16 protein-coding genes and 1 pseudogene are annotated in these 19,414 nt (G+C 70.1%); 10 read left to right on the top strand and 7 right to left on the bottom strand.

The features are described from left to right. The first annotated feature begins 47 nt into the window (after positions 1–47). Positions 48–731, top strand: a complete 684-nt coding sequence (locus tag ACGFIV_RS30505) for a 3'-5' exonuclease (protein WP_358561625.1) — start codon at positions 48–50, stop codon at positions 729–731. Positions 732–751: 20 nt separating this feature from the next. On the opposite strand, the gene ACGFIV_RS30500 is transcribed toward ACGFIV_RS30505, so the two are convergent. Next, complete coding sequence (locus ACGFIV_RS30500) at positions 752–1,750, bottom strand: hypothetical protein (RefSeq protein ID WP_358561616.1); 999 nt, start codon at positions 1,748–1,750, stop codon at positions 752–754. Positions 1,751–2,171: 421 nt separating this feature from the next. On the opposite strand from ACGFIV_RS30500, the gene ACGFIV_RS30495 reads away from it, so the two are divergent. The 4 genes from ACGFIV_RS30495 to ACGFIV_RS30480 all read left to right on the top strand — a co-directional run bounded on the left by ACGFIV_RS30495 (position 2,172) and on the right by ACGFIV_RS30480 (position 6,975). Then, complete coding sequence (locus ACGFIV_RS30495; RefSeq protein ID WP_392838362.1) at positions 2,172–4,526, top strand: RICIN domain-containing protein; 2,355 nt, start codon at positions 2,172–2,174, stop codon at positions 4,524–4,526. 80 nt (positions 4,527–4,606) lie between these two features. Next, positions 4,607–5,068: a nucleoside deaminase gene (locus ACGFIV_RS30490; protein ID WP_358560600.1), complete on the top strand. Its 462-nt coding sequence runs from the start codon at positions 4,607–4,609 to the stop codon at positions 5,066–5,068. A 133-nt stretch (positions 5,069–5,201) separates the two neighbouring features. Beyond that, a complete protein-coding gene (locus ACGFIV_RS30485; protein ID WP_392838380.1) occupies positions 5,202–6,320 on the top strand; it encodes an LLM class flavin-dependent oxidoreductase in 1,119 nt (372 codons plus the stop codon). Between the two features lie 28 nt (positions 6,321–6,348). Then, on the top strand, positions 6,349–6,975 hold the full coding sequence (locus tag ACGFIV_RS30480; RefSeq protein ID WP_392838361.1) for an FMN reductase: 627 nt from the start codon (positions 6,349–6,351) through the stop codon (positions 6,973–6,975). A 190-nt stretch (positions 6,976–7,165) separates the two neighbouring features. Here the strand turns inward: ACGFIV_RS30480 and ACGFIV_RS30475 are convergent, their stop codons facing one another. Beyond that, positions 7,166–8,137, bottom strand: a complete 972-nt coding sequence (locus ACGFIV_RS30475) for a hypothetical protein (RefSeq protein ID WP_358560604.1) — start codon at positions 8,135–8,137, stop codon at positions 7,166–7,168. A gap of 525 nt (positions 8,138–8,662) precedes the next feature. Between ACGFIV_RS30475 and ACGFIV_RS30470 the strand changes: the two genes are divergently transcribed. Further along, a complete protein-coding gene (locus ACGFIV_RS30470; protein ID WP_392838360.1) occupies positions 8,663–9,523 on the top strand; it encodes an NmrA family NAD(P)-binding protein in 861 nt (286 codons plus the stop codon). A gap of 220 nt (positions 9,524–9,743) precedes the next feature. Continuing rightward, positions 9,744–10,880: an NAD(P)/FAD-dependent oxidoreductase gene (locus ACGFIV_RS30465; protein WP_392838379.1), complete on the top strand. Its 1,137-nt coding sequence runs from the start codon at positions 9,744–9,746 to the stop codon at positions 10,878–10,880. Between the two features lie 15 nt (positions 10,881–10,895). On the opposite strand, the pseudogene soxR reads toward ACGFIV_RS30465, so the two are convergent. Next, a pseudogene (gene soxR / locus ACGFIV_RS30460) lies at positions 10,896–11,342 on the bottom strand (redox-sensitive transcriptional activator SoxR); the annotation flags it as partial. A 347-nt stretch (positions 11,343–11,689) separates the two neighbouring features. On the opposite strand from soxR, the gene ACGFIV_RS30455 reads away from it, so the two are divergent. Next, positions 11,690–12,256: a hypothetical protein gene (locus ACGFIV_RS30455; protein WP_392838359.1), complete on the top strand. Its 567-nt coding sequence runs from the start codon at positions 11,690–11,692 to the stop codon at positions 12,254–12,256. Positions 12,257–12,437: 181 nt separating this feature from the next. Here ACGFIV_RS30455 and ACGFIV_RS30450 read toward each other — a convergent pair whose 3' ends face one another. The 3 genes from ACGFIV_RS30450 to ACGFIV_RS30440 form a co-directional block, all read right to left on the bottom strand. Further along, entirely contained in the window at positions 12,438–13,097 is a 660-nt protein-coding gene (locus tag ACGFIV_RS30450) for a response regulator (protein WP_392838358.1), read from the bottom strand. Positions 13,098–13,233: 136 nt separating this feature from the next. Further along, entirely contained in the window at positions 13,234–13,665 is a 432-nt protein-coding gene (locus tag ACGFIV_RS30445) for a pyridoxamine 5'-phosphate oxidase family protein (protein WP_358561148.1), read from the bottom strand. A gap of 300 nt (positions 13,666–13,965) precedes the next feature. Further along, entirely contained in the window at positions 13,966–15,471 is a 1,506-nt protein-coding gene (locus tag ACGFIV_RS30440; RefSeq protein ID WP_392838357.1) for an N-acetylmuramoyl-L-alanine amidase, read from the bottom strand. A gap of 215 nt (positions 15,472–15,686) precedes the next feature. Here ACGFIV_RS30440 and ACGFIV_RS30435 point away from each other — a divergent pair, with 215 nt between their 5' ends. Then, complete coding sequence (locus tag ACGFIV_RS30435) at positions 15,687–17,366, top strand: glycoside hydrolase family 10 protein (protein WP_392838356.1); 1,680 nt, start codon at positions 15,687–15,689, stop codon at positions 17,364–17,366. A gap of 294 nt (positions 17,367–17,660) precedes the next feature. Then, the gene (locus ACGFIV_RS30430) at positions 17,661–17,795 is read left to right on the top strand and encodes a hypothetical protein (RefSeq protein ID WP_358561157.1); all 135 of its coding nucleotides are present in this window, start codon (positions 17,661–17,663) and stop codon (positions 17,793–17,795) included. Between the two features lie 143 nt (positions 17,796–17,938). Here ACGFIV_RS30430 and ACGFIV_RS30425 read toward each other — a convergent pair. Continuing rightward, positions 17,939–19,414 (bottom strand): discoidin domain-containing protein (locus ACGFIV_RS30425; protein ID WP_392838355.1); only part of this gene is annotated, 1,476 nt, incomplete at its 5' end.

Here is a 19,414-nt window from a genome sequence, read left to right as displayed (position 1 = left end):
GCGGAATACCGGTTTAACCGAGACGTTATTCATCGTAAAGTCCGCTCATGGGGCCGGTATCGCAGTCGCCTGGTTATGCGGTTGTCGATGTGGAGACAACTGGATTTCGGACCTCAGAGAATGACCGAATAGTGGAAATCGGTCTCGTACATCTCGACCCTGCGGGCGAGGTCACCGGCGATTGGGCCACCCTGGTCAATCCGGAGCGCGACCTCGGCCCTGAGCATGTTCACGGCATAACCCTCGCCGAGGCAGAAAGGGCACCGACGTTCAAGGAAATCGCCGGCACGGTCGCCGCGCTGCTGCGCGGGCGCGTCGTGGCCGCGCACAATCTCCCGTTCGACGCCCGGTTCCTCGCCTACGAGTTCGGCCGCCTGGGAATCGGCGTGCCGCTGGACCACAGGCTCGGAGTCTGCACTATGACCTGGGCGGCCCATTTCCTGCCCGGCGATCCCCGTACCCTCGCGAGCTGCTGCGCCGTGGCCGGCGTCCCGCTCGACGGCCAGCACGACGCCCTCGTCGACGCGCGCGCAGCGGCCGGGCTCCTGCGCCACTACATCAGGCACGCGGGCCCGGTGCTTCCGTGGCGGCACCTGTTCGAGGCCGTACCGCCATGGCCGGAGCTGCCGGACCCGGGAACACCCTGGGTGCGGCGAACCACGCCCCCGCCCGCGACCTCCGCCGCCCGGACGGACGGAACGGCGGGCCGCGGACACCACGGGGAGGCATGACCCCCAAGACGTTCACCCACTCAGCGGCCGTGGGCCCAGATCAAACCGCTGCCGCCAGAAGGTGCCGCGCCGACCGCCCAGACGGAACCGCTCTCCGGCTGGATGGCGAGGTCACGGACGGACGCGTTCTGGTTCGGCGGAGCCGGAAAGGTGCCCGACTCGACACTATCGACGCCGATGTGCAGAAACCCGCTGCCTCCGCCCTTGGCGTCGTAGACGATCCAGGCCCCGCCTCTGCCGTCGGGCTCCGCCTGGGCGCGCGGCTGGATGCCCGGTTCACCACGGACCTCGAAGTTCCAGCCGCCCGGATAGCCGGACAGCAGCAAAGTCTCACCGCAGAAGGAGTGCTTCGCACCGCCGCACGGCCAGGCGACCCAGCCGACGGCCATCACCCGGCCGGTCTCACCGTCGACCGCGACATCCGTCAGCTCCGAGATCTGGCCCGAGTGTGCGGACGGAATCGCTGGGAGTGCGACCGCACGCCAAGCCGTGCCGGTCCAGCGGGCCAGAGCCGCCGTGCCCCGCACCGAGCCCGCCGCCCACGCGCCGTCGAGTCCTTTGACCACGATCGGCGTGTGGACCCCGCGCCACACCGACCCGGCCAGGCGCCGCAGCGTGGACCGCGCCTTCCACCCAGCGTTACCGGCCGACGGGAACGCGCTAGAGTCCTCGATGACCCACAGGTTCCTGCCGATGTCGTACGCCCGATCCACCCGGCCGTAGGGCCATCGCTTGACCTGCCAGTGCTTGCCGTCCCACCGGGCGTATCGCGACGCGCCGAACGCCCAGACCCTGGTGTCGGACGCCGACGTCAGCCGCTTCACCCGGAAGCCCGGCCCGGTGACACGCTTGAAGGTGGACCGGCCGCCCTTCAACAGGAGCGACTCGGCACCGGTCGATCCGCGATCCGGACGCCTCGTCCCGGCGACCCAGACCGCCCCGCCCGGCGTCACCGTCACCGCGTCGTAGGAGTCGCGGCGGTCATTATGGACGACACTCCACGGACCGGCCGGCGCCATGGCGTGGGCGGCTGCCGGCCCCGTAGAGACGAGAAAGGCGACGGCTGCGGCGGTACCGCGAAACAATATTCCCATAAGGGTGAGACGCGCCTTTCGGAGGAAAAGTTGGCATGCCGGCGTGGCATGGGCCGGCGAGTCCATACACCGGCCATCACGGTGCCGCCGATGTGGGCGTCGACCACGTGGAGTTGCATGGTGGACGCGCCCTTGACTCGACCGGTCGGCCGCTATTCAGTGGGGGGCGCCAGTGTTCAATCAAGTGCGAATCTGGTGCTTTATGTGACACCTGGTCGACGGTGTCACCGCGCTGAACCAGACCCTTCTGAAGGGACCCCCCATGGCTCAAGGATCCGTTCCTCGACCGGCCTTCAGGAACCACAGACCGGCCCTCAGAAACCGCCGAGCAGGCAGGCTCCGCTCCATGGCGCTGGCCCTGCTCACCGTCATGTCCGTCGTGACCGTACTCGCCGTCCAGACGCCCGCCCTGGCGGCCGCGTCCATCACGATCAACGGCGGCTCGGGCGGCCGTACGCTCGACGGCGTGGGCGCGATCAGCGGCGGCGGAGGCAACAGCCGCCTGCTGATCGACTACCCCGAGCCCCAGCGCGGGCAGATCCTGGACTACATGTTCAAGCCCGGCTACGGAGCGGCCGTGCAGATCCTGAAGGTGGAGATCGGCGGCGACACCAACTCGACCAGCGGCGCCGAGCCTAGCCACAGGCACACCGCCGCGGACCTCGACTGCGACCGGGGGTACGAGTGGTGGCTGATGGAGCAGGCCAAGGCGCGCAACCCGAACATCAAGCTGGCGGGCCTGTCCTGGGGCGCCCCGGGATGGATCGGCAACCGCGCCTTCTGGTCGCAGGACATGGTGAACTACCTGGTCGACTGGCTGAAGTGCGCCAAGAACGGCCACGGGCTGACCATCGACTACCTGGGCGGCTGGAACGAGCGGGGCCGTGACCTCAACTGGTACATCAACCTGAACGCCGCCCTGGACGCCAACGGCTTCGGCAACGTCAAGATCGTGGCTGACGACACCAGCTGGGGGGCGGCCGACGACGCGGTGAACAACACGGCCTTCCGCAACGCCGTGGACATCTTCGGATCGCACTACGTGTGCGGCTACCGGAGCGCCCAGACCAACTGCCCCAGCTCCACGAACGCCGTCAACTCCGGCAAGGCGCTGTGGGCCAGCGAGAACGGCTCCGACGACTACAACGACGGAGCCAAGGCCCTCGCGCGTGGCATCAACCGCGACTACATCGACGGCAAGATGACCGCCTATCTCAACTGGCCGATCGTCGCCGCCATCACCCCGAACATCCCGTGGCCCACGATGGGCGTCGCCATCGCGCCCCAGCCGTGGTCGGGCTACTACGCGGTCGGCAGGAACGCCTGGACGATGGCGCAGACCACCCAGTTCACCGCGCCCGGCTGGCGCTATCTGGACTCCTCCAGCGGCTACATCGGCGGGGTCCGCACCAACGGCAGCTACGTCTCGCTGAAGTCGCCCGACAACTCCGGCTACAGCACGATCATCGAGACCGTGGACGCGACCGCGGCCCAGACGCTGAACCTCACCGTCACCGGGGGCCTGTCCACCGGCACCGTTCACGTCTGGTCGACCGACCTCAACTCCACCAACCCCGCCGACCACCTGGTGCGCGGCGCCGACATCACTCCCTCGGGCGGCGCCTACTCGCTGACCGTCCAGCCCGGCCGCGTGTACACCATCACGACGACCACGGGCCAGGGCAAGGGCACCGCCACGAGCCCCGCGTCCGGGTCGATGGCGCTGCCGTACTCCGACACCTACGACGGCTACGCGGTGGGCAAGGAGGCCAAGTACCTGATGGACCAGCAGGGGGCCTTCGAGGTGACCGCCTGCGGCGCGGGCCGCCCGGGCCGGTGCGTACGGCAGATGGCCCCGCGCATGCCGATCACGTGGGACGGGGACTACGACCCGTACGCGCTGCTCGGCGACGTGAACTGGAGCAACTACACCGTGACCTCCGACGTCCTGCTGGAGCAGGCGGGCTACGTCAAGCTCATCGGCCGCGGGGGCACGCAGCGCTACGACCCGGCCGGGCAGAACGCGTACTACCTGCAGGTCAGCGACTCCGGCGCCTGGTCGATCCAGCGCAACACCACCGCCAACGCCGTCACGACGCTGCGCGGCGGCACCGTGGCCGCCCTCGGCACCAACCGGTGGCACACCCTCTCCCTCGGCTTCTCGGGCTCGACGATCACCGCCAAGATCGACGGTACGACGGTGGGCACGGTCACCGACGCGACCTGGGGTGCCGGCCAGGTCGGCATCGGCACGGGCGCGACCGAGACGGCGCAGTTCGACAACCTGTCGATCACGCCCGGACCGGGCAACGGCTCGTCCGGCGTACTTCGCGGCGCCGCGTCGAGCCGCTGTCTCGACGTCCCCGCCCAGTCCCAGGCGAACGGCACTCAGGTGGCGATCTGGGACTGCAACGGCGGCGCGAACCAGCAGTGGAACCTCACCTCCGGCAAGCAGTTCCAGGTGTACGGAAGCAAGTGCCTGGACGCCGAGGCGGGCGGCACCGCGCCCGGCACCAAGGTGATCATCTGGGACTGCAACACCGGCGCGAACCAGCAGTGGAACCTCAACACCGACGGCACGGTCACCGGCGTGCAGTCGGGCCTGTGCCTGGACGTCACCGGCGAGGCGACCGCCAACGGCACGCTGGTGGAGCTGTGGACTTGCACCGGAGGCGCCAACCAGAAGTGGACCCGCACCTGACGGGCACGCGGGGCCCGGGCACGCCGGCACGCGCGCCCGGGCCCCGCGCGAGGGCGTGCGGGATGGGCGATAGTTGGCTCATGACCAGCAACGTTGTCAGTCCGGCCGCCATGCTTCGGGTAGCGCTGGAGGAGGCCAGGTTGGGGTACGCCGAGGGCGGCATCCCGATCGGCGCCGCGCTGTTCGCGGCGGACGGCCGATTGCTCGGCCGGGGCCGCAACCGCCGCGTCCAGGACGGCGACCCGTCGGTGCACGGCGAGACGGCCGCCTTCCGCGACGCGGGCCGCCAGCGGACCTACCGGGGAACCACCATGGTGACGACGTTGTCGCCCTGCTGGTACTGCAGCGGCCTGATCCGCCAGTTCGGCATCACCGGGCTCGTCGTCGGCGAGAGCCGTACCTTCACGGGCCAGCACGAGTGGCTCGCCGCCAACGGCGTGAACGTGCTCGTCCTGGACTCCGAGGAGTGCTCCGACCTGATGACCGCCTTCATCGCCGCCAACCCGGCCCTGTGGAACGAGGACATCGGAGAGGACGAATGAGCCCGGCCCCCGCCCGCTCCCCCCGATGATCCCCGCCGTACGGCCCGTCAGGCCGTCCTGACCGGAATAAGTCGCCCCGCCGCTACGCTGAGGACGGTTGAAACTTCAACGACATGAGGGACGGATGAGCGCGATGCAGTTCGGGATCTTCACCGTAGGCGACGTCACCACGGATCCCACCACGGGCAGGACACCGAGTGAGCACGAGCGGATCACGTCGATGGTCGCCATCGCGCTGAAGGCCGAAGAGGTCGGCCTCGACGTCTTCGCGACCGGCGAGCACCACAACCCGCCGTTCGTGCCGTCCTCGCCCACGACCATGCTCGGCTACATCGCCGCGCGGACCGAGCGGATCATCCTCTCCACGGCCACGACCCTCATCACCACCAACGACCCGGTGAAGATCGCCGAGGACTTCGCGATGCTCCAGCATCTGGCCGGCGGGCGCGTCGACCTGATGCTCGGACGGGGCAACACCGGGCCGGTGTACCCGTGGTTCGGCCAGGACATCCGCCAGGGCATCCCGCTGGCCGTCGAGAACTACGCGCTGCTGCACCGGCTGTGGCGCGAGGACGTCGTGGACTGGCAGGGAAACTTCCGCACGCCCCTGCAGGGCTTCACCTCAACCCCCCGGCCGCTCGACGGGGTCGCTCCGTTCGTGTGGCACGGGTCGATCCGCAGCCCCGAGATCGCCGAGCAGGCGGCGTACTACGGTGACGGGTTCTTCGCCAACAACATCTTCTGGCCCAAGGAGCACTTCATCCGCCTGATCCGGCTGTACAGGGAGCGGTTCGCCCACTACGGCCACGGCACGCCCGAGCAGGCCTACGTGGGGCTCGGCGGCCAGGTGTTCATGCGCAAGAACTCCCAGGACGCCGTGCGCGAGTTCCGCCCGTACTTCGACAACGCGCCCGTGTACGGCCACGGCCCCTCGCTGGAGGAGTTCACCGACCAGACGCCGCTCACGGTGGGAAGCCCTCAGGAGGTCATCGACAAGACGCTGACCTTCAGGGAGTCCTTCGGCGACTACCAGCGGCAGCTGTTCCTGATGGACCACGCGGGCCTGCCGCTGAAGACCGTGCTGGAGCAGCTCGACATCCTCGGCGAGGAGGTCGTGCCCGTGCTGCGCAGGGAGTTCGCCTCCGGCAGGCCGGCCCAGGTGCCGGACGGCCCCACCCACGAAGCCCTCGTCGCCCGCCGCGACGCCGAGGCGGACGAGGAGCGCGCGGTCGCCGCCGGCTCCCCCTCCTGACCGACCCCCGCACCCCATGGAGGAGCAGATGAAGCCCCTGAAGCTCGTAGCCGTGTCGGCGGGACTCAGCCGGCCCTCGTCGACACGCCTGCTGGCCGACCGGCTGCTGGAGGCGGCCAGGCGGCGCCTGGCCGAGGAGCGTACGGTCGAGGTCCGCGTGGTCGAGCTGCGCGACCTGGCGACCGACATCGCCAACAACCTGGTGACGGGGTTCCCCGGCGCCCGCCTGCGTGAGGCGCTGGACGCGATCGCTGAGGCCGACGGCCTCATCGCCGTCACCCCGATCTTCACCGCCTCCTACAGCGGGCTGTTCAAGTCGTTCTTCGACGTGATCGACAACGCCGCGCTCACCGGAAAACCCGTGCTCATCGCGGCGTCCGGTGGCACGGCCCGGCACTCGCTCGCGCTCGAACACGCGCTGCGTCCCCTGTTCGCCTACCTGCGCGCGATCGTCGTGCCCACCGCTGTGTACGCCGCCTCCGAGGACTGGGGGACGGCCGGGAGCGCGGGCGCCGGCGACGACCTCGCCGGCCGGATCGGCCGCGCGGCGGATGAGCTGGCCGACCTCGTCCTACGCCGACCGGCCACCCCGGAGCGGGCGGACGCCGACACCGTCGTCCCGTTCGAGCAGCACCTCGCAGCACTACGCCCCTGACCACCCCCGGCGCGGCTCGGCACGACGGGTTCCCGGCCACGGGTGCGAGAAGGTCCTCGTCCGTCTCGACGTCGCCGCCGGGCGGTGTACTGGTCAGCGTTGGGGTGGTCGCGGCGGACGAGAGCGAATTCATCGCCGCAACATCAGCGCCCCAGTGCTGATTCTGATTCGAGAGAACGGCGCCGGGACATCAATAAGGGGTTTCCTGGATCTTCCGAGCTTCAGCCGAAGCCCGGTCGTTCATTTTACGAAGACCGGCGATGTCCGACTCATGCTTGGCCAACCCGGTCGCATAGAATTGATCTTCGATCTTGCGACGATTCTCCGAATAGCTGATCGCCGAATCACACTTGGCATCGGCTGTAGCAAGCTCCACTTCCCTGTTCTGCGCCTCCTCGGAGTCGACCCTTTGGAGCGCATGCCCGCTCGCGGCCACCTCTCGGGCGGCTTCCGGATCTTTGAGACCCATGTGACCAGCTTCAGCCATGCAGTCCGACCACCGCCTGTTCAAATCGGTGATTCGGCTGTCGGATTTCACCTGCTGTTGTACTTCCATCGCGAACGAGCCCGCGAAGGTACCCCACTTCAACCAATCCTCCAGCGATCCGAACAGCCTCGAACGCGCCTCTGACAGACACCCGTCGCTCGAAGTCTCGGTGGTTCCCCCCTGCGGCAGAGTGACGCTCACCACTGGAGCGTCATCGCGTCCGAAGAAGGCATCCCCCCACCTCTGCTTGTCTTTTTCGGAGAGTTGGCCGAGTCCGGACGAGTCACCGTCTTCGGAAGTCTGAAGGTGCTCCTTGGAACGATATCCAGTACTACGAGCCTCGCTCAGAGGAGTGCCGTATGTATCGGCTACCAGCGTGGGGTTAGCGTCCCGGTCTGGGCCCTTGCGCTTGACGTAAGGAAGCCCTTTGCCGGTCATACAACGATATATCAGCTCCTCCGTCGCGGCATAACGTCCACTGTCTCCGGCAAAGAGGCCTTCGACCGCATGAATGATCTTTGGGTCGTGGCCGGGGAGCCGTCCACCTACCTCTAAGGCAGGTGCTTCTCGCTCATTTGTCTCGGCGGTAGATGACGCGACGAGAGTCACGGCGCCAAGTGAGCCGATCACCCCCAGGATCGATCCGGTCCACAACCACGTTCTACGTCGAACCATGAAAGCCGAATCTCCTTTGGATTCATATCAACATGTGCCGCCACTGCGCCGACGATCGGCAAACGGGCTCATCGCCATTCGAGGGTGTAGGTGAGGCCCGCAGTCCAACCGGAGAGTCCACGAGGCTGACGGTCAGCGTTCGACTTCGGTCGGATTCCCGATGACCGCCAGTCCATCGCCGTCACTGATCAGCTGAATCTCGTTATCCATCGTCGGCTCCTGAAGTGGGGGCAGGGAAGCGGCTCTCCGCAGTTGAGGGTGGAGCCGGGGTGTGCGCGGCGGTCGCGGGGCGGGGGTCGAGGCCTTCCAGGATGGAGTTCCTACGTTCGCCGTCCGACCGAAGATCTCGACGTGCCCCACGCTACCTTCGACGCCCCTGACGTGACCGCGTTCTTAGACGACGCCGGCCGTCCAGGCGTCCGCGGTGTCGCGGTGGCCGTCGCCGTCGCGCTTGACCTCAACCAAAGTTGAGGGCACATGCTGAGCGGGACATCGCGCGTGGCCGACGACGAGAGAGGCATTTTGATGATCCTGGTTACCGGGGGCACCGGCAATGTGGGCCGGCACGTTGTAGCCCAGTTGCTGGAGAGGGGCGCCGGGGTGCGTGTGCTGACCCGGAGCCCCGCCTCGGCCGTCGTGCCGGAAGGCGCGGAGGTGGCGGGCGGCGACCTGGCCGATCCCACCACCCTGGATGCCGCGCTGGAGGGGGTCGCGTCGGTGTTCCTGGTCTGGCCCACCCTTTCGGCCGACCAGGCCGCGCCCGTGACCATCGAGGCGATCGCCAAGCGCGTCGGACACGCCGGGCGCATCGTCTACCTTTCTTCGAACGGCGCGTCCGGCGACGCGGGGCCGGAGACCATCCTCGGGTCGCACGCACTCCTTGAGCGCCTGATCGAGCGGTCAGGACCGGAGTGGACGTTCCTGCGTCCAGGGGGGTTCGCGACCAACACCCTGATGTGGGCGTCGCAGATCCGCGACACGGGCGTCGTCCGCTGGGCCCACGGAGCGGCCTCCAGGCCGCTGATCCACGAGCGGGACATCGCGGCCGTGGGGGTGAGCGCTCTCACCGGCGAGGGGCACGGCGGAGCCAGATACGTGCTGACGGGCCCCGAGACGCTGACCCAGGTCGAGCAGGTGCACGCGATCGGCGAGGCGATCGGCCGCCCGGTGCGGTGGGAGGAGCTCGCACCGGAGTCGGCGCTCCAGGAGATGATCGCCCAGGGGTGGCCGGCCGCGCTGGCGGAAGGCGTCCTCGGCGCGCACGCCCAGATGGTGACGGCGACCGAGCCGGTCACCTCCACCGTGGAGGAGGTGACCGGGGCACCGGCGACCCCGTTCCGCCAGTGGGCCACCGACCACGCCAAGGACTTCGGCGCTCCCGCCTGACCGCGAACCGGACCCGCGACTCCGGCGCTTCCGACTGGCCGCGAACCGCGCCCGCGGGGCGCGTGTCTGATCGTCATGGCGGGCCCGCCGCCACCTGGCAGGGCCTCAACCTGCTCGGCTTCGCGCTCATGGACGCACGCGACGCCCTCCGCACCGCGCGCTGACGCGGCGGAGCGGTTTCGCCCGCGCGCGGAGTGGCAGGCTGTCCAAGGTGGACGACATGTGGGATCTGGTGGTGGTCGGCGGCGGCCCGGCCGGGAGCGCGGCCGCCCTCCGCGCCAAACGGCTCAGGCCGGAGGCGCGGGTGCTGCTGCTCGACAAGGCGGACTTCCCCCGCGACAAGGCCTGCGGCGACGGCATCGCCGCCCACTGTCGCGACGAGCTGGCCCTGCTCGGGATCCCCGACCTGATAGCCGACTACCGGCCGACGCGGCGGCTGACGGTGGTCTCCCCCGGTGGCGCGCGGGTCTCCGCCACGGTCGCCCGGCCCAACCACGTCGTCCCCCGCATGGTCTTCGACGCACGCCTCGTCGACGCCGCACGGGCCCTCGGCGTCGACGTACGCCGCCACCGCGTTCGCGCGCTGGCCGCGGAGGACGGCCACGTCGTCCTCGACGGGGTCATCGCCGCCCGTGCCGTCGTCGCCGCCGACGGGGCCAACTCGGCCGTACGGCGCCTCATCGGCGTCGCCGCAACTCCGGACAAGCACGTCGCGATCGCCGTCCGCGGCTACGCCGACGTGCCCGGCGAGGACGACGTGCAGCTCATCGCCATGCAGAAGGAGGGATGGCCCGCGTACGCGTGGTCGTTCCCGATCGGCGACGGCACCGCGAACGTGGGCTTCGGGATGCTCCTGCCCCGGCTGCGCGCCACCGGGCTGCCCGGCCGCGAGGTGCTCCACGGACGGCTCGCCGAACTGCTGCCCCACCTGCCCGCCCGCGACCTGCGCGCCCACCACCTGCCGCTGTCCCCCGGCCGGCCGAGGCTCGGCGCGGGCCGGGTGATGCTCGCCGGGGACGCCGCCAGCCTCATCAACCCGCTCACGGGAGAAGGCATCTACTACGCCCTGCTGTCGGGCCGGCTCGCGGGCGAGGCGGCCGTGCTGGCGGACCGGGACCCTTTGCCCGCGTACCGGCGCGGGGTGCGGATGGCCCTCGGACGCCACCTGCGCACCACCGACGTGCTCGCCCGTGCCGCCCAGTCACCCGGCTTCATCGACGCGGCGATCGGCACCGCCGCCCGGCGCAAGGAGGTCTTCGACCTGCTCGTCGATGTGGGCCTCGGTGCGGGAACCGTGCCGCTGCCGCTCGCGGGCGCCGTCGTCCGCCGATGGCTGGCAGACGCCGTCCGCCGATGAGCCGGCCGAGCAGTCGAGGAGGCGCCGGGCGCCTGGGCCCTCGCTGGCGAGGACGTCACGCGGGTTGGCGAGGTGGCAGGTGCGCAGGGACAGGCAGCCGCAGCCGATACAGTCGGTGAGGTTGTCACGCAGGGCCAGCAGGCGTGCGATGCGGGTGTCGAGCTCGGCCCGCCAGACGGTGGACAGCCGCGCCCAGTCGTCACGCGTGGGGGTTCGCTCGTGCGGGAGCTCGTCGAGGGCCTCGCGGATCTTGGCCAGGGGGATCCCGACGCGCTGGGAGGCCCGGATGAAGGCGACCCGGCGCAGGGCGTCGCGGGCGTAGCGGCGCTGGTTGCTCGCCGTCCTGGTGCTGGTGATGAGACCGTGGCGCTCGTAGAAGTGCAGGGCGGACACCGCCACGCCGCTGCGGCCGGACAGCTGGCCGACGGTCAGTTCGTGGAACGTGGTACGGGCGCGAGGCATGGCCCGAGCCTAACACCTTTCCTCAACATAGGTTAAGGCCAGGCACCACGCGCAGGTCTAGACGGCACGTCCTACCAAGGCCAGTCACCAAGCGCGGGCCCAGGCGGCACGTCCTACCAAGGCCAGTCACCAAGCCCGGGCCCAGGCGGCATCTCCTGCCAAGGCCGGTGGCTCGTCTCCTGGGCTGGCGGATCACGGGCCGGTGGGATGGGACAGGGCCGAAGGTCCCTGTGAGCCGGGAAGTCCGGTGGGAGCGGCCCAGCCGTATGGCGCTGCTCGTCAGGGCGCGGAAACGGTGAGATCGAGGTGGAAGAAAGACAGTGACCCCCGCACTGAAAGGGCCAGCCATGGCACTCACCGAAGGCCGCCACACCAGTGACGCCGCTCCCCGCACCCCCGTCGTGAAGGCCGCCGCCGCGCAGGCGGACAGCCGCGCCGCCGGCTACGTCTGGGCCGTCGCCCGTATCGCCCTCGGATGGATCTTCCTGTGGGCCTTCCTCGACAAGGCCTTCGGCTGGGGCTTCTCGACCGCCGCCGACCGCGCCTGGATCCACGGCGGCAGCCCGACCACCGGGTTCCTCAAGGGCACCGCAGACCATGCCCTCGGCGGGTTCTTCAGCGGCCTGGCCGGCCAGGCGTGGCTCGACTGGCTGTTCATGGCCGGCCTGCTCGGCATCGGCGTCGCCCTCATCCTGGGGGCCGGAATGAGGATCGCCGCGACGACGGGCGGCGTGCTCCTGGTGTTCATGTGGGCCGCCGAACTCCCGCTGGCGACCAACCCGTTCATGGACGAGCACCTCATCTACGCCGTCGTGCTGGCGGGCCTGGCCCTGGTGGGCGCCGGCAACACCCTCGGCATCGGCGAGTGGTGGGGCGGCACCGAGATCGTGCGCCGCTACCCCATCCTCAAGTAGGCCTCTCATGGCACCGGCGGCGCCCGTCCTTCACCGAGAAGGGCGGGCGCCGGCACATGTGTACGGCCCCGGCCCGCGGTGCGTTCCGCTCCCACCCGACCACTCCGCGGCTCCCTCCGGCCGCTGCGCTCCCGTGCGGCCCCTGATACTGAGCGGTCGCGGCGGTGAGGACGGGCGGCGCTCAGCCGCCCTGGCCGCCGCCTTCCGGGTGGCCGGCCCTCAGGCGGGCCGCCAGGGCCGCGACCTGGGTACGGCGCTGCATGTTCAGCTTGGCCAGCAGGTTCGACACGTAGTTCTTGATGGTCTTCTCGGCCAGGTGGAGCCGGTCGCCGATCTGGCGGTTGGTCATCCCCTCGCCGATGAGCTCAAGGATGTGCCGCTCCTGGCCGGTGAGGGCGGCGAGCGGGTCCTGCTGTGCCGCCTGGTCGCGCAGCCGCCGCAGCATGGTCGCGGTGGTCTGCGGATCCAGCAGCGACTGGCCCGCCGCCACCGTCCGTACCGCGCCGACCAGGTCCGATCCGTGGATCTGCTTGAGCACGCACCCGGCCGCGCCCGCCATCACAGCGTTGAACAGCGCCTCCTCGTCGGCGAACGACGTGAGCATCAGGCAGGCCAGTCCGGGCACGCGGGAGCGGACCTCCCGGCAGACGTCCACGCCGCTGCCGTCGGGAAGCCGGACGTCGAGCACCGCGACGTCCGGCCTGAGCGCCGGGATGCGCGCCACGGCGGACTCCGCCGTCCCGGCCTCCCCGACGACCTCGATGTCGTCCTCCGTCTCCAGCAGGGCCGCGACGCCACGCCGCACGACCTCATGGTCATCCACCAGGAACACCCGAATCATGCCTTGGACGCTATTCCCCCCGGGTCCTCCGGCGATAGTGGGCCCGTCCCTGTCATGGCTCAGGTGGGAACGCTCCATCAGGGCGGAGCGCCGGCGAGCCGGTCCGGCGGGGACCGGCGAGCCGGGACGCCACTCGTCAGTGATGGATGCGGCGGCCGGTGAGCTGCACGGGGTCGACGCGGATGTACAGCCGCCGCTCGCCGCCGGCCCAGGGCTCCACGGCGGAGTCGCTCAGCGCGGCCAGCTCCTCCTCCGAGGAGATGCGGTGCGCGGCCCCCTGGATGAGCACGCTCCAGCCCTCGCGGGTCTCGGTGTCGATTCGGTCCACCTCGAACGCGATCTTGAACTCGACGCCCTTGACCCCGGTGCTCAGGTCCTCGTCCATCGGCCCGCCGAACGCGGTGCGGAAGAGCACCGCCTTGCCGTGCATCGTGTAGTTGACCGGGAGCACGGCGGGACCCGCGGGGGTGTTGAAGCCGACCCGGCCGACACCGCCCGGGGAGATGAGCCTCAGGCACTCGTCGGCGTCGAGCTCTTCCAGTACGGGAGGGGCGATGCGGTTGTTCATGAGGATCCTCTTTCTCGGAGCGTCGCACCTGGCCGGCAAGGCGGCCGCGCGCCGCTGACACTCAGGGCGAGATCGCCTTACGCTTCCAAGGGTCCTCCGGCGCGACCCGCGATCACAGAGTCGAAGTCCCCTTGAGCGAAGGACCCTCGTCCCTGTCTACCGGCCCTCCCCCCGGTCCACCCCGACCTGGTCGCCGCAGAGGCTCCGCGCAGGCGCCGCAGGCGAGCCGGGAGGAGAAATCGCGACCGCAGGCGCCACGGCTCGGCCGCGGCGCGCTCCAGCCTTGCCCCTCGTGAGGCCTCAGACCCGGACGATCCGCACGGCGTCGGCGACCACGTAGCCGGTTCCGGAGGTCCACCTGCTCACCGCGACGACGTCGTAGTCCCCCGCGTTGAGCGTGAAGGTGCCGAGGCTCCGCCAGCCGCCGCCACCGGCGCGCTGGTCGACGTACACCGTCTGGTTGCCGCCGGAGGCGGCGACGATGTACGGCGCGGAGCTGTTGTAGCCGGCGTCGGCCGGATACCAGACCTCCACCCGGTAGGCGCCCGAGGCGGGGAGGGCCGCCCGGTACCAGGCCGGATCGCTGGCGGCGACGGGCGTGGCGTAACGGTAGTCGGCGCCGTAACGCTGTGCGGAGTAGGTGGAGGTCCCCCAGTTCGCGCCCGCGGTGAACTTCCCGGCGGTGGCGTTGTCGACGGTGACCGACCACGCGGTGCCGCCGCCTCCGGTGACGTACTGCATGTACTTGGTCCAGTCCCAGTACGCGCCGGGGTCGGTGTGCGTCGCGCCGGGCACCTGGCTGTGCCCGATGATGTGCGAGCGGTCCTTCGGGATGCCGTACTTGTCGCAGATGGCGCGGGTCAGCGCGGCCGAGGAGCGGTACATCGCGTCGGTGAACCACGAGGCGTCGCTGACGTAGCCCTCGTGCTCGATCCCGATGGACCTGGTGTTGTAGTCCCAGTTCCCGGCGTGCCAGGCGATGTCCTTGTCGCGGACCATCTGTGTGACGGCGCCGTCGGACGACCGGACGACGTAGTGCGCCGAGACCTGCGCGCTGGGGTTCTGGAACCACGAGATCGTGCCCGCGTAGGAGCCCTGGGTCACGTGGACGACGACCCGGTCGATCGCGTAGCTCGTCGGGCGGCTGGAGGCGGTGTAGTTGGAGGAGCTCGCCGCCACCCAGCTCGCGGCGGGGTAGTCGGGGCTCGCGGCCTGCGCGTTGAGGTCGAGCGTCTGGGCGTAGGCTCCTCGGTCGGCCGTGACCTCCCTCGGGGCGACCGTCACCCCGGCCGCCCGGACTCCGAGGCCGAGGAGCTCATAGACGGTGTCGGCGTAGAGCCGGGCGACCTCGGGCGTGGAGGCATTGCCGTACCTGGCCACGGCGGCGTACCACCGGCCCGCGTCCTTCCTGGCCCCGGCGTCCAGCCCCGCCTCGTCGGCGTACGACCGCAGGAGCGCCGCGCCGCCGAGGATGTTGGCGGCGGTGTCGGTGCGCAGCGTCGCCACCGGCAGGCGGACCAGCTCGGCCGCCCGTTCGAGGGTGTGCGTGGTGCGGTTGGCCACCAGGTGCATCACGCCGTAGCCGCCGCTCGCACTCGGCTCGCCGCCGTGGGCGTCCAGGTGGGTCTCGGAGTAGGCGAGCGCGACGAGCAGGTCACGGGGCACGTCCTGGGCGGTCGAGGCCTGGGCGAAGGCGGCGGCAAGGGTGCCTTCCGGCGCGGCGAGCGCCGGGCCGCCGGCGAGGACCAGGAAGGCGGCCAGGACACAGGTGACGAATGCGGCTAATCGGGATCGAGGGGCTGCCATGGGGGTGCTCCTTGCGTGGGGGGTGCCGTCACAGTAAGAGCACTTCTGACAAATGTCGATAATTGACATTACTGGGGTGGTATCCGAAAATTCTCGCCCTCGCCCGTGGTGGCACGTTCCAGGCATCGGGACCGGGCGCTGGGCCCACATTCGCCGGAGGGAAACCCGCTGAAGACTATTGCACTTCGCTAAGAAGGCACTGAAGATTTCCTTCTGTGACCACGTATCGAGCGAGCCGTGAGCGGTTCACCCCGGCAGCCCCCGATCGCGGCGTCGCCAGGCGGCTCGCCGCCGGCACGGCGATGGCCCTCGCCCTGGTCCTCGCCGGCGCCCTGGCGCCCTTCGCGAGGGCGGACGACGGTCCCGCGGCACAGCGGGCGGATCCCGCGCCCCCCGCCAGCGGCGTCCCCACCGGCTGCCCGACCGACCCGGCGACGCCGAAGCGGCAGTTCCGCGCCATGTGGATCTCCAGCGTGGCCAACATCGACTGGCCGAGCCGGACGGGCCTGAGCGTGGCGGAGCAGCAGGCCGAGTTCCGCTCCTGGCTCGACCTCGCGGAGCAGCGGAACATGAACGCCGTCGTCGTGCAGGTCAGGCCGACCGCCGACGCGTTCTGGCCGTCACGCCACGAGCCGTGGTCGCAGTGGCTCACGGGCACCCAAGGCGTGAACCCGGGATACGACCCGCTGGCGTTCATGGTCAAGGAGGCGCACGCGCGCGACATCGAGCTGCACGCGTGGTTCAACCCGTACCGCGTCGCCAACAACGCCGACCCCGGCCTGCTGACGCCGGACCACCCCGCCCGGCGCAACCCCGGCTGGCGTTTCGCCTACGGCGGCAAGCTCTACTACAACCCGGGAATCCCCTCGGTCCGCGCCTTCATCGAAGACGCCATCATGGACGCGGTCACCCGTTACGACATCGACGGTGTGCACCTGGACGACTACTTCTATCCGTATCCCGTCAGCGGCCAGACGATACCCGACGACGCGACCTTCGCCGAGTACGGTGGCGGCTTCTCCGATATCGGCGACTGGCGGCGGAACAACGTGAACCTGCTGGTGAGCGAGCTGGACCGGCGCATCCACGCGGCCAGGCCCTGGGTCAGGTTCGGCATCAGCCCCTTCGGCATCTGGCGCAACGCCGCGACCGACCCGCTCGGCTCGGGCACCAACGGGCTGCAGTCCTACGACGCGATCTACGCCGACAGCCGCCTGTGGGTGAAGCGGGGCTGGGTCGACTACCTCACGCCGCAGATCTACTGGCACATCGGATTCGCCGTCGCCGACTACAAGGTGCTCACCGCCTGGTGGGCCGACGTGGTGAGGGACACCGGCGTTCAACTGTTCGTCGGGCAGGCCGCCTACCGCGCCGGAGTGGCGGGCCAGGACCCGGCGTGGCAGCGGCCCGGCGAGCTCAGCGACCACCTGTACTACAACCGGAGCCGTCCCGAGGTGCTCGGCGACGTCTTCTTCAGCGCCAAGGACGTCCGCGCCGACCGGATCGGCGCCATCGGCCAGATGGCGGCCGACCACTACGCGAGGCCCGCGCTGGTACCGGCGTACGGCACCGCGACCGCGCCGCGCGCGCCCTCGATCAGGTCGGCGGCCCGCGTCCCCGGCGGGGTGGCGCTGTCGTGGCGGCGGGGCTCGCACGGCGCGGCCTCGTACGCGGTCTACCGGGTCGACGGCACACCCACGACGGACCCGTGCCGGCTCGCCGACGCGCGTAACCTGCTCGGCACGACGCGCGGGACCTCCTTCACCGACACCACCGCCTCACCCACCGGTGCGTACACCTACTACGTGACGGCCCTGAACCGGGCGCACCACGAGAGCGAGCCGGGCGCGGGCAGGGCGGTCGGCGGCGAGCCGGAGGATCTTCGCAGGTTATAGGCCTGTTACTCATGGGTACGATCATGGCGACAACACTCGCGCGCGTGAGGTGCGACATTTCGCACCGCGGCCGAAGCGCAACTCCTGCCGCCGGCGCGAGCACCTGAGATGACACCTACCGCCGCGCCCGGCATGGCCGCACCTCGAAAACGGCTCGCGGACCAACCCCCCGGTCCTCGGCCAGGGATTCGCCCATCCCCGCGCGGGACGCTCGACGAGGAGCGGCACACCAGGCGGAGCCCGGCCCGGATCATCCGCCTTCTGAACAGGCCCTGAACGACAGAGGGGGACCAGATGGGCGAGAGGCGGAATCGACACGACCGCAGGCACTCCGACCGTGAACGACGGGAATGGCTGCGGCTGGGCCTTGAGATCACGCTGGTCGCGTGGCGGACGGCGCTCGCCGTCTGGACCAGCCTTCACCAGTGAGCGGCGGCCCGGACGCCGAACCGGACGCCGAGCCGGACGCGGAAACCGGCGGCGGTGTCACCTGACGCCGCCGCCGAGCCGCATCTGGCCGGCTCCGGCCACCCGAGGTCGTACGGTCCGTACGGCCGGAGCCGGTGGGGGCGTCATGCCCCGTAGACCTCGAACTCCGAGAGCTGCGCCGCGGGCCAGCCGGTGTTGGCGGTGAAGGAGAGCCGCACATACCGGGCCGAGGTGGGGGCGAACGAGATCGTCACCGCGTTCCCCGACGACGGATCGAACGTGTACCCCGCCGAACCCACGATCGTCGTGAACGACGACCCGTTCGAACTCCCCTGCACCGACAACGTCTGCGTCCGCGCCTGCCACGCCGACGACGGCGGCAGCTTCAGAACCACCCGCCCGAACGCCGCCGCCGCACCCAGATCCACCTGCACCCACTGCGGGAACGCGTTGTTGACACTCTCCCAGTAGCTGTTGGCGTCCCCGTCGACCACGTTGGGCGACCCGAGATTCTGCACGTGACCGCTCTCGGACGTCGCCTTGCCCCGCGCCAGGTTGGTGTTCGGCGCCGCGTCCGTGGTCACGCTCACGGCGTTCGAGGCCGCCGAGGTGTTGCCGGCCGCGTCCTGGGCGGTGACGGTGAAGGTGTAGGCCGTGGCCGGGGTCAGGCCGGTCACCGTGTAGGGGGTGCCGGGGGCGGTGGCCACGACCGTGCCCGCGCGGAGCACCTGGTAGCCGGTTACGCCGACGTTGTCGGTGGAGGCGGTCCACGACAGCGAGACGGTGGTGGCCGTCTTCCCGGTCACCGTCAGGTTGCCCGGCACGCTCGGCGCCTGCTTGTCGCCGCCGTCACCGGCCGTACCGTAGACCTCGAACTCCGAGAGCTGCGCCGCGGGCCAGCCGGTGTTACCGGTGAACGAGAGCCGCACATACCGCACCGAGGTCGGCGCGAACGAGATCGTCACCGCGTTCCCCGACGACGGATTGAACGTGTACCCCGCCGAACCCACGATCGTCGTGAACGAGGACCCGTTCGAACTCCCCTGCACCGACAACGTCTGCGTCCGCGCCTGCCACGCCGACGACGGCGGCAGCTTCAGAACCACCCGCCCGACCGCCGCCGCCGCACCCAGATCCACCTGCACCCACTGCGGGAACGCGTTGTTGACACTCTCCCAGTAGCTGTTGGCGTCCCCGTCGACCACGTTGGGCGACCCGAGATTCTGCACGTGACCGCTCTCGGACGTCGCCTTGCCCCGCGCCAGGTTGGTGTCTCCTCCCCCGCCGTTGACCGACGGTGGGGTGGGGCGGGTGGGGGTGAGGGCGATCTGGCCTTTGAGCATGCGTCCGCCGTCTCCGGTGAGGCGCAGGTAGTAGTCCGAGGAGCAGAAGGTGCCGTCTTCGTCGAGGGCGAGCATGCCGGAGTTGGCGGGGACCATGGCGAGGGTTTCGGCGCTTTTGGCGATCTGGTTGCCTTCGTTGTATTCGTCGAACATGGAGATGTAGATGCCTTGGGCGCCGGTACGGACCATGTTGTAGAACTGGCGCCACATGAAGTCGCCGTGGGCGCGTTGGCGGCTTTTGACGTCGCCTGGCAGGACGCAGGGTTGGTAGTCGAT

This window comes from Sphaerisporangium sp. NPDC049003, assembly GCF_043197795.1.
Lineage (GTDB): Bacteria > Actinomycetota > Actinomycetes > Streptosporangiales > Streptosporangiaceae > Sphaerisporangium.
Note: the sequence above shows the minus strand (reverse complement) of the source record. Positions and strands in the feature narration are given on the sequence as shown.

What these genes read in the sequence shown, in the direction of transcription:
- ACGFIV_RS30505 (WP_358561625.1), top strand. Translation starts at nt 48, where the DNA reads ATGGGGCCGGTATCGCAGTCGCCTGGTTATGCGGTTGTCGATGTGGAG.
- ACGFIV_RS30500 (WP_358561616.1), bottom strand. Translation starts at nt 1,750, where the DNA reads ATGGCGCCGGCCGGTCCGTGGAGTGTCGTCCATAATGACCGCCGCGAC.
- ACGFIV_RS30495 (WP_392838362.1), top strand. Translation starts at nt 2,172, where the DNA reads ATGGCGCTGGCCCTGCTCACCGTCATGTCCGTCGTGACCGTACTCGCC.
- ACGFIV_RS30490 (WP_358560600.1), top strand. Translation starts at nt 4,607, where the DNA reads ATGACCAGCAACGTTGTCAGTCCGGCCGCCATGCTTCGGGTAGCGCTG.
- ACGFIV_RS30485 (WP_392838380.1), top strand. Translation starts at nt 5,202, where the DNA reads ATGCAGTTCGGGATCTTCACCGTAGGCGACGTCACCACGGATCCCACC.
- ACGFIV_RS30480 (WP_392838361.1), top strand. Translation starts at nt 6,349, where the DNA reads ATGAAGCCCCTGAAGCTCGTAGCCGTGTCGGCGGGACTCAGCCGGCCC.
- ACGFIV_RS30475 (WP_358560604.1), bottom strand. Translation starts at nt 8,137, where the DNA reads ATGGTTCGACGTAGAACGTGGTTGTGGACCGGATCGATCCTGGGGGTG.
- ACGFIV_RS30470 (WP_392838360.1), top strand. Translation starts at nt 8,663, where the DNA reads ATGATCCTGGTTACCGGGGGCACCGGCAATGTGGGCCGGCACGTTGTA.
- ACGFIV_RS30465 (WP_392838379.1), top strand. Translation starts at nt 9,744, where the DNA reads ATGTGGGATCTGGTGGTGGTCGGCGGCGGCCCGGCCGGGAGCGCGGCC.
- ACGFIV_RS30455 (WP_392838359.1), top strand. Translation starts at nt 11,690, where the DNA reads ATGGCACTCACCGAAGGCCGCCACACCAGTGACGCCGCTCCCCGCACC.
- ACGFIV_RS30450 (WP_392838358.1), bottom strand. Translation starts at nt 13,097, where the DNA reads ATGATTCGGGTGTTCCTGGTGGATGACCATGAGGTCGTGCGGCGTGGC.
- ACGFIV_RS30445 (WP_358561148.1), bottom strand. Translation starts at nt 13,665, where the DNA reads ATGAACAACCGCATCGCCCCTCCCGTACTGGAAGAGCTCGACGCCGAC.
- ACGFIV_RS30440 (WP_392838357.1), bottom strand. Translation starts at nt 15,471, where the DNA reads ATGGCAGCCCCTCGATCCCGATTAGCCGCATTCGTCACCTGTGTCCTG.
- ACGFIV_RS30430 (WP_358561157.1), top strand. Translation starts at nt 17,661, where the DNA reads ATGGGCGAGAGGCGGAATCGACACGACCGCAGGCACTCCGACCGTGAA.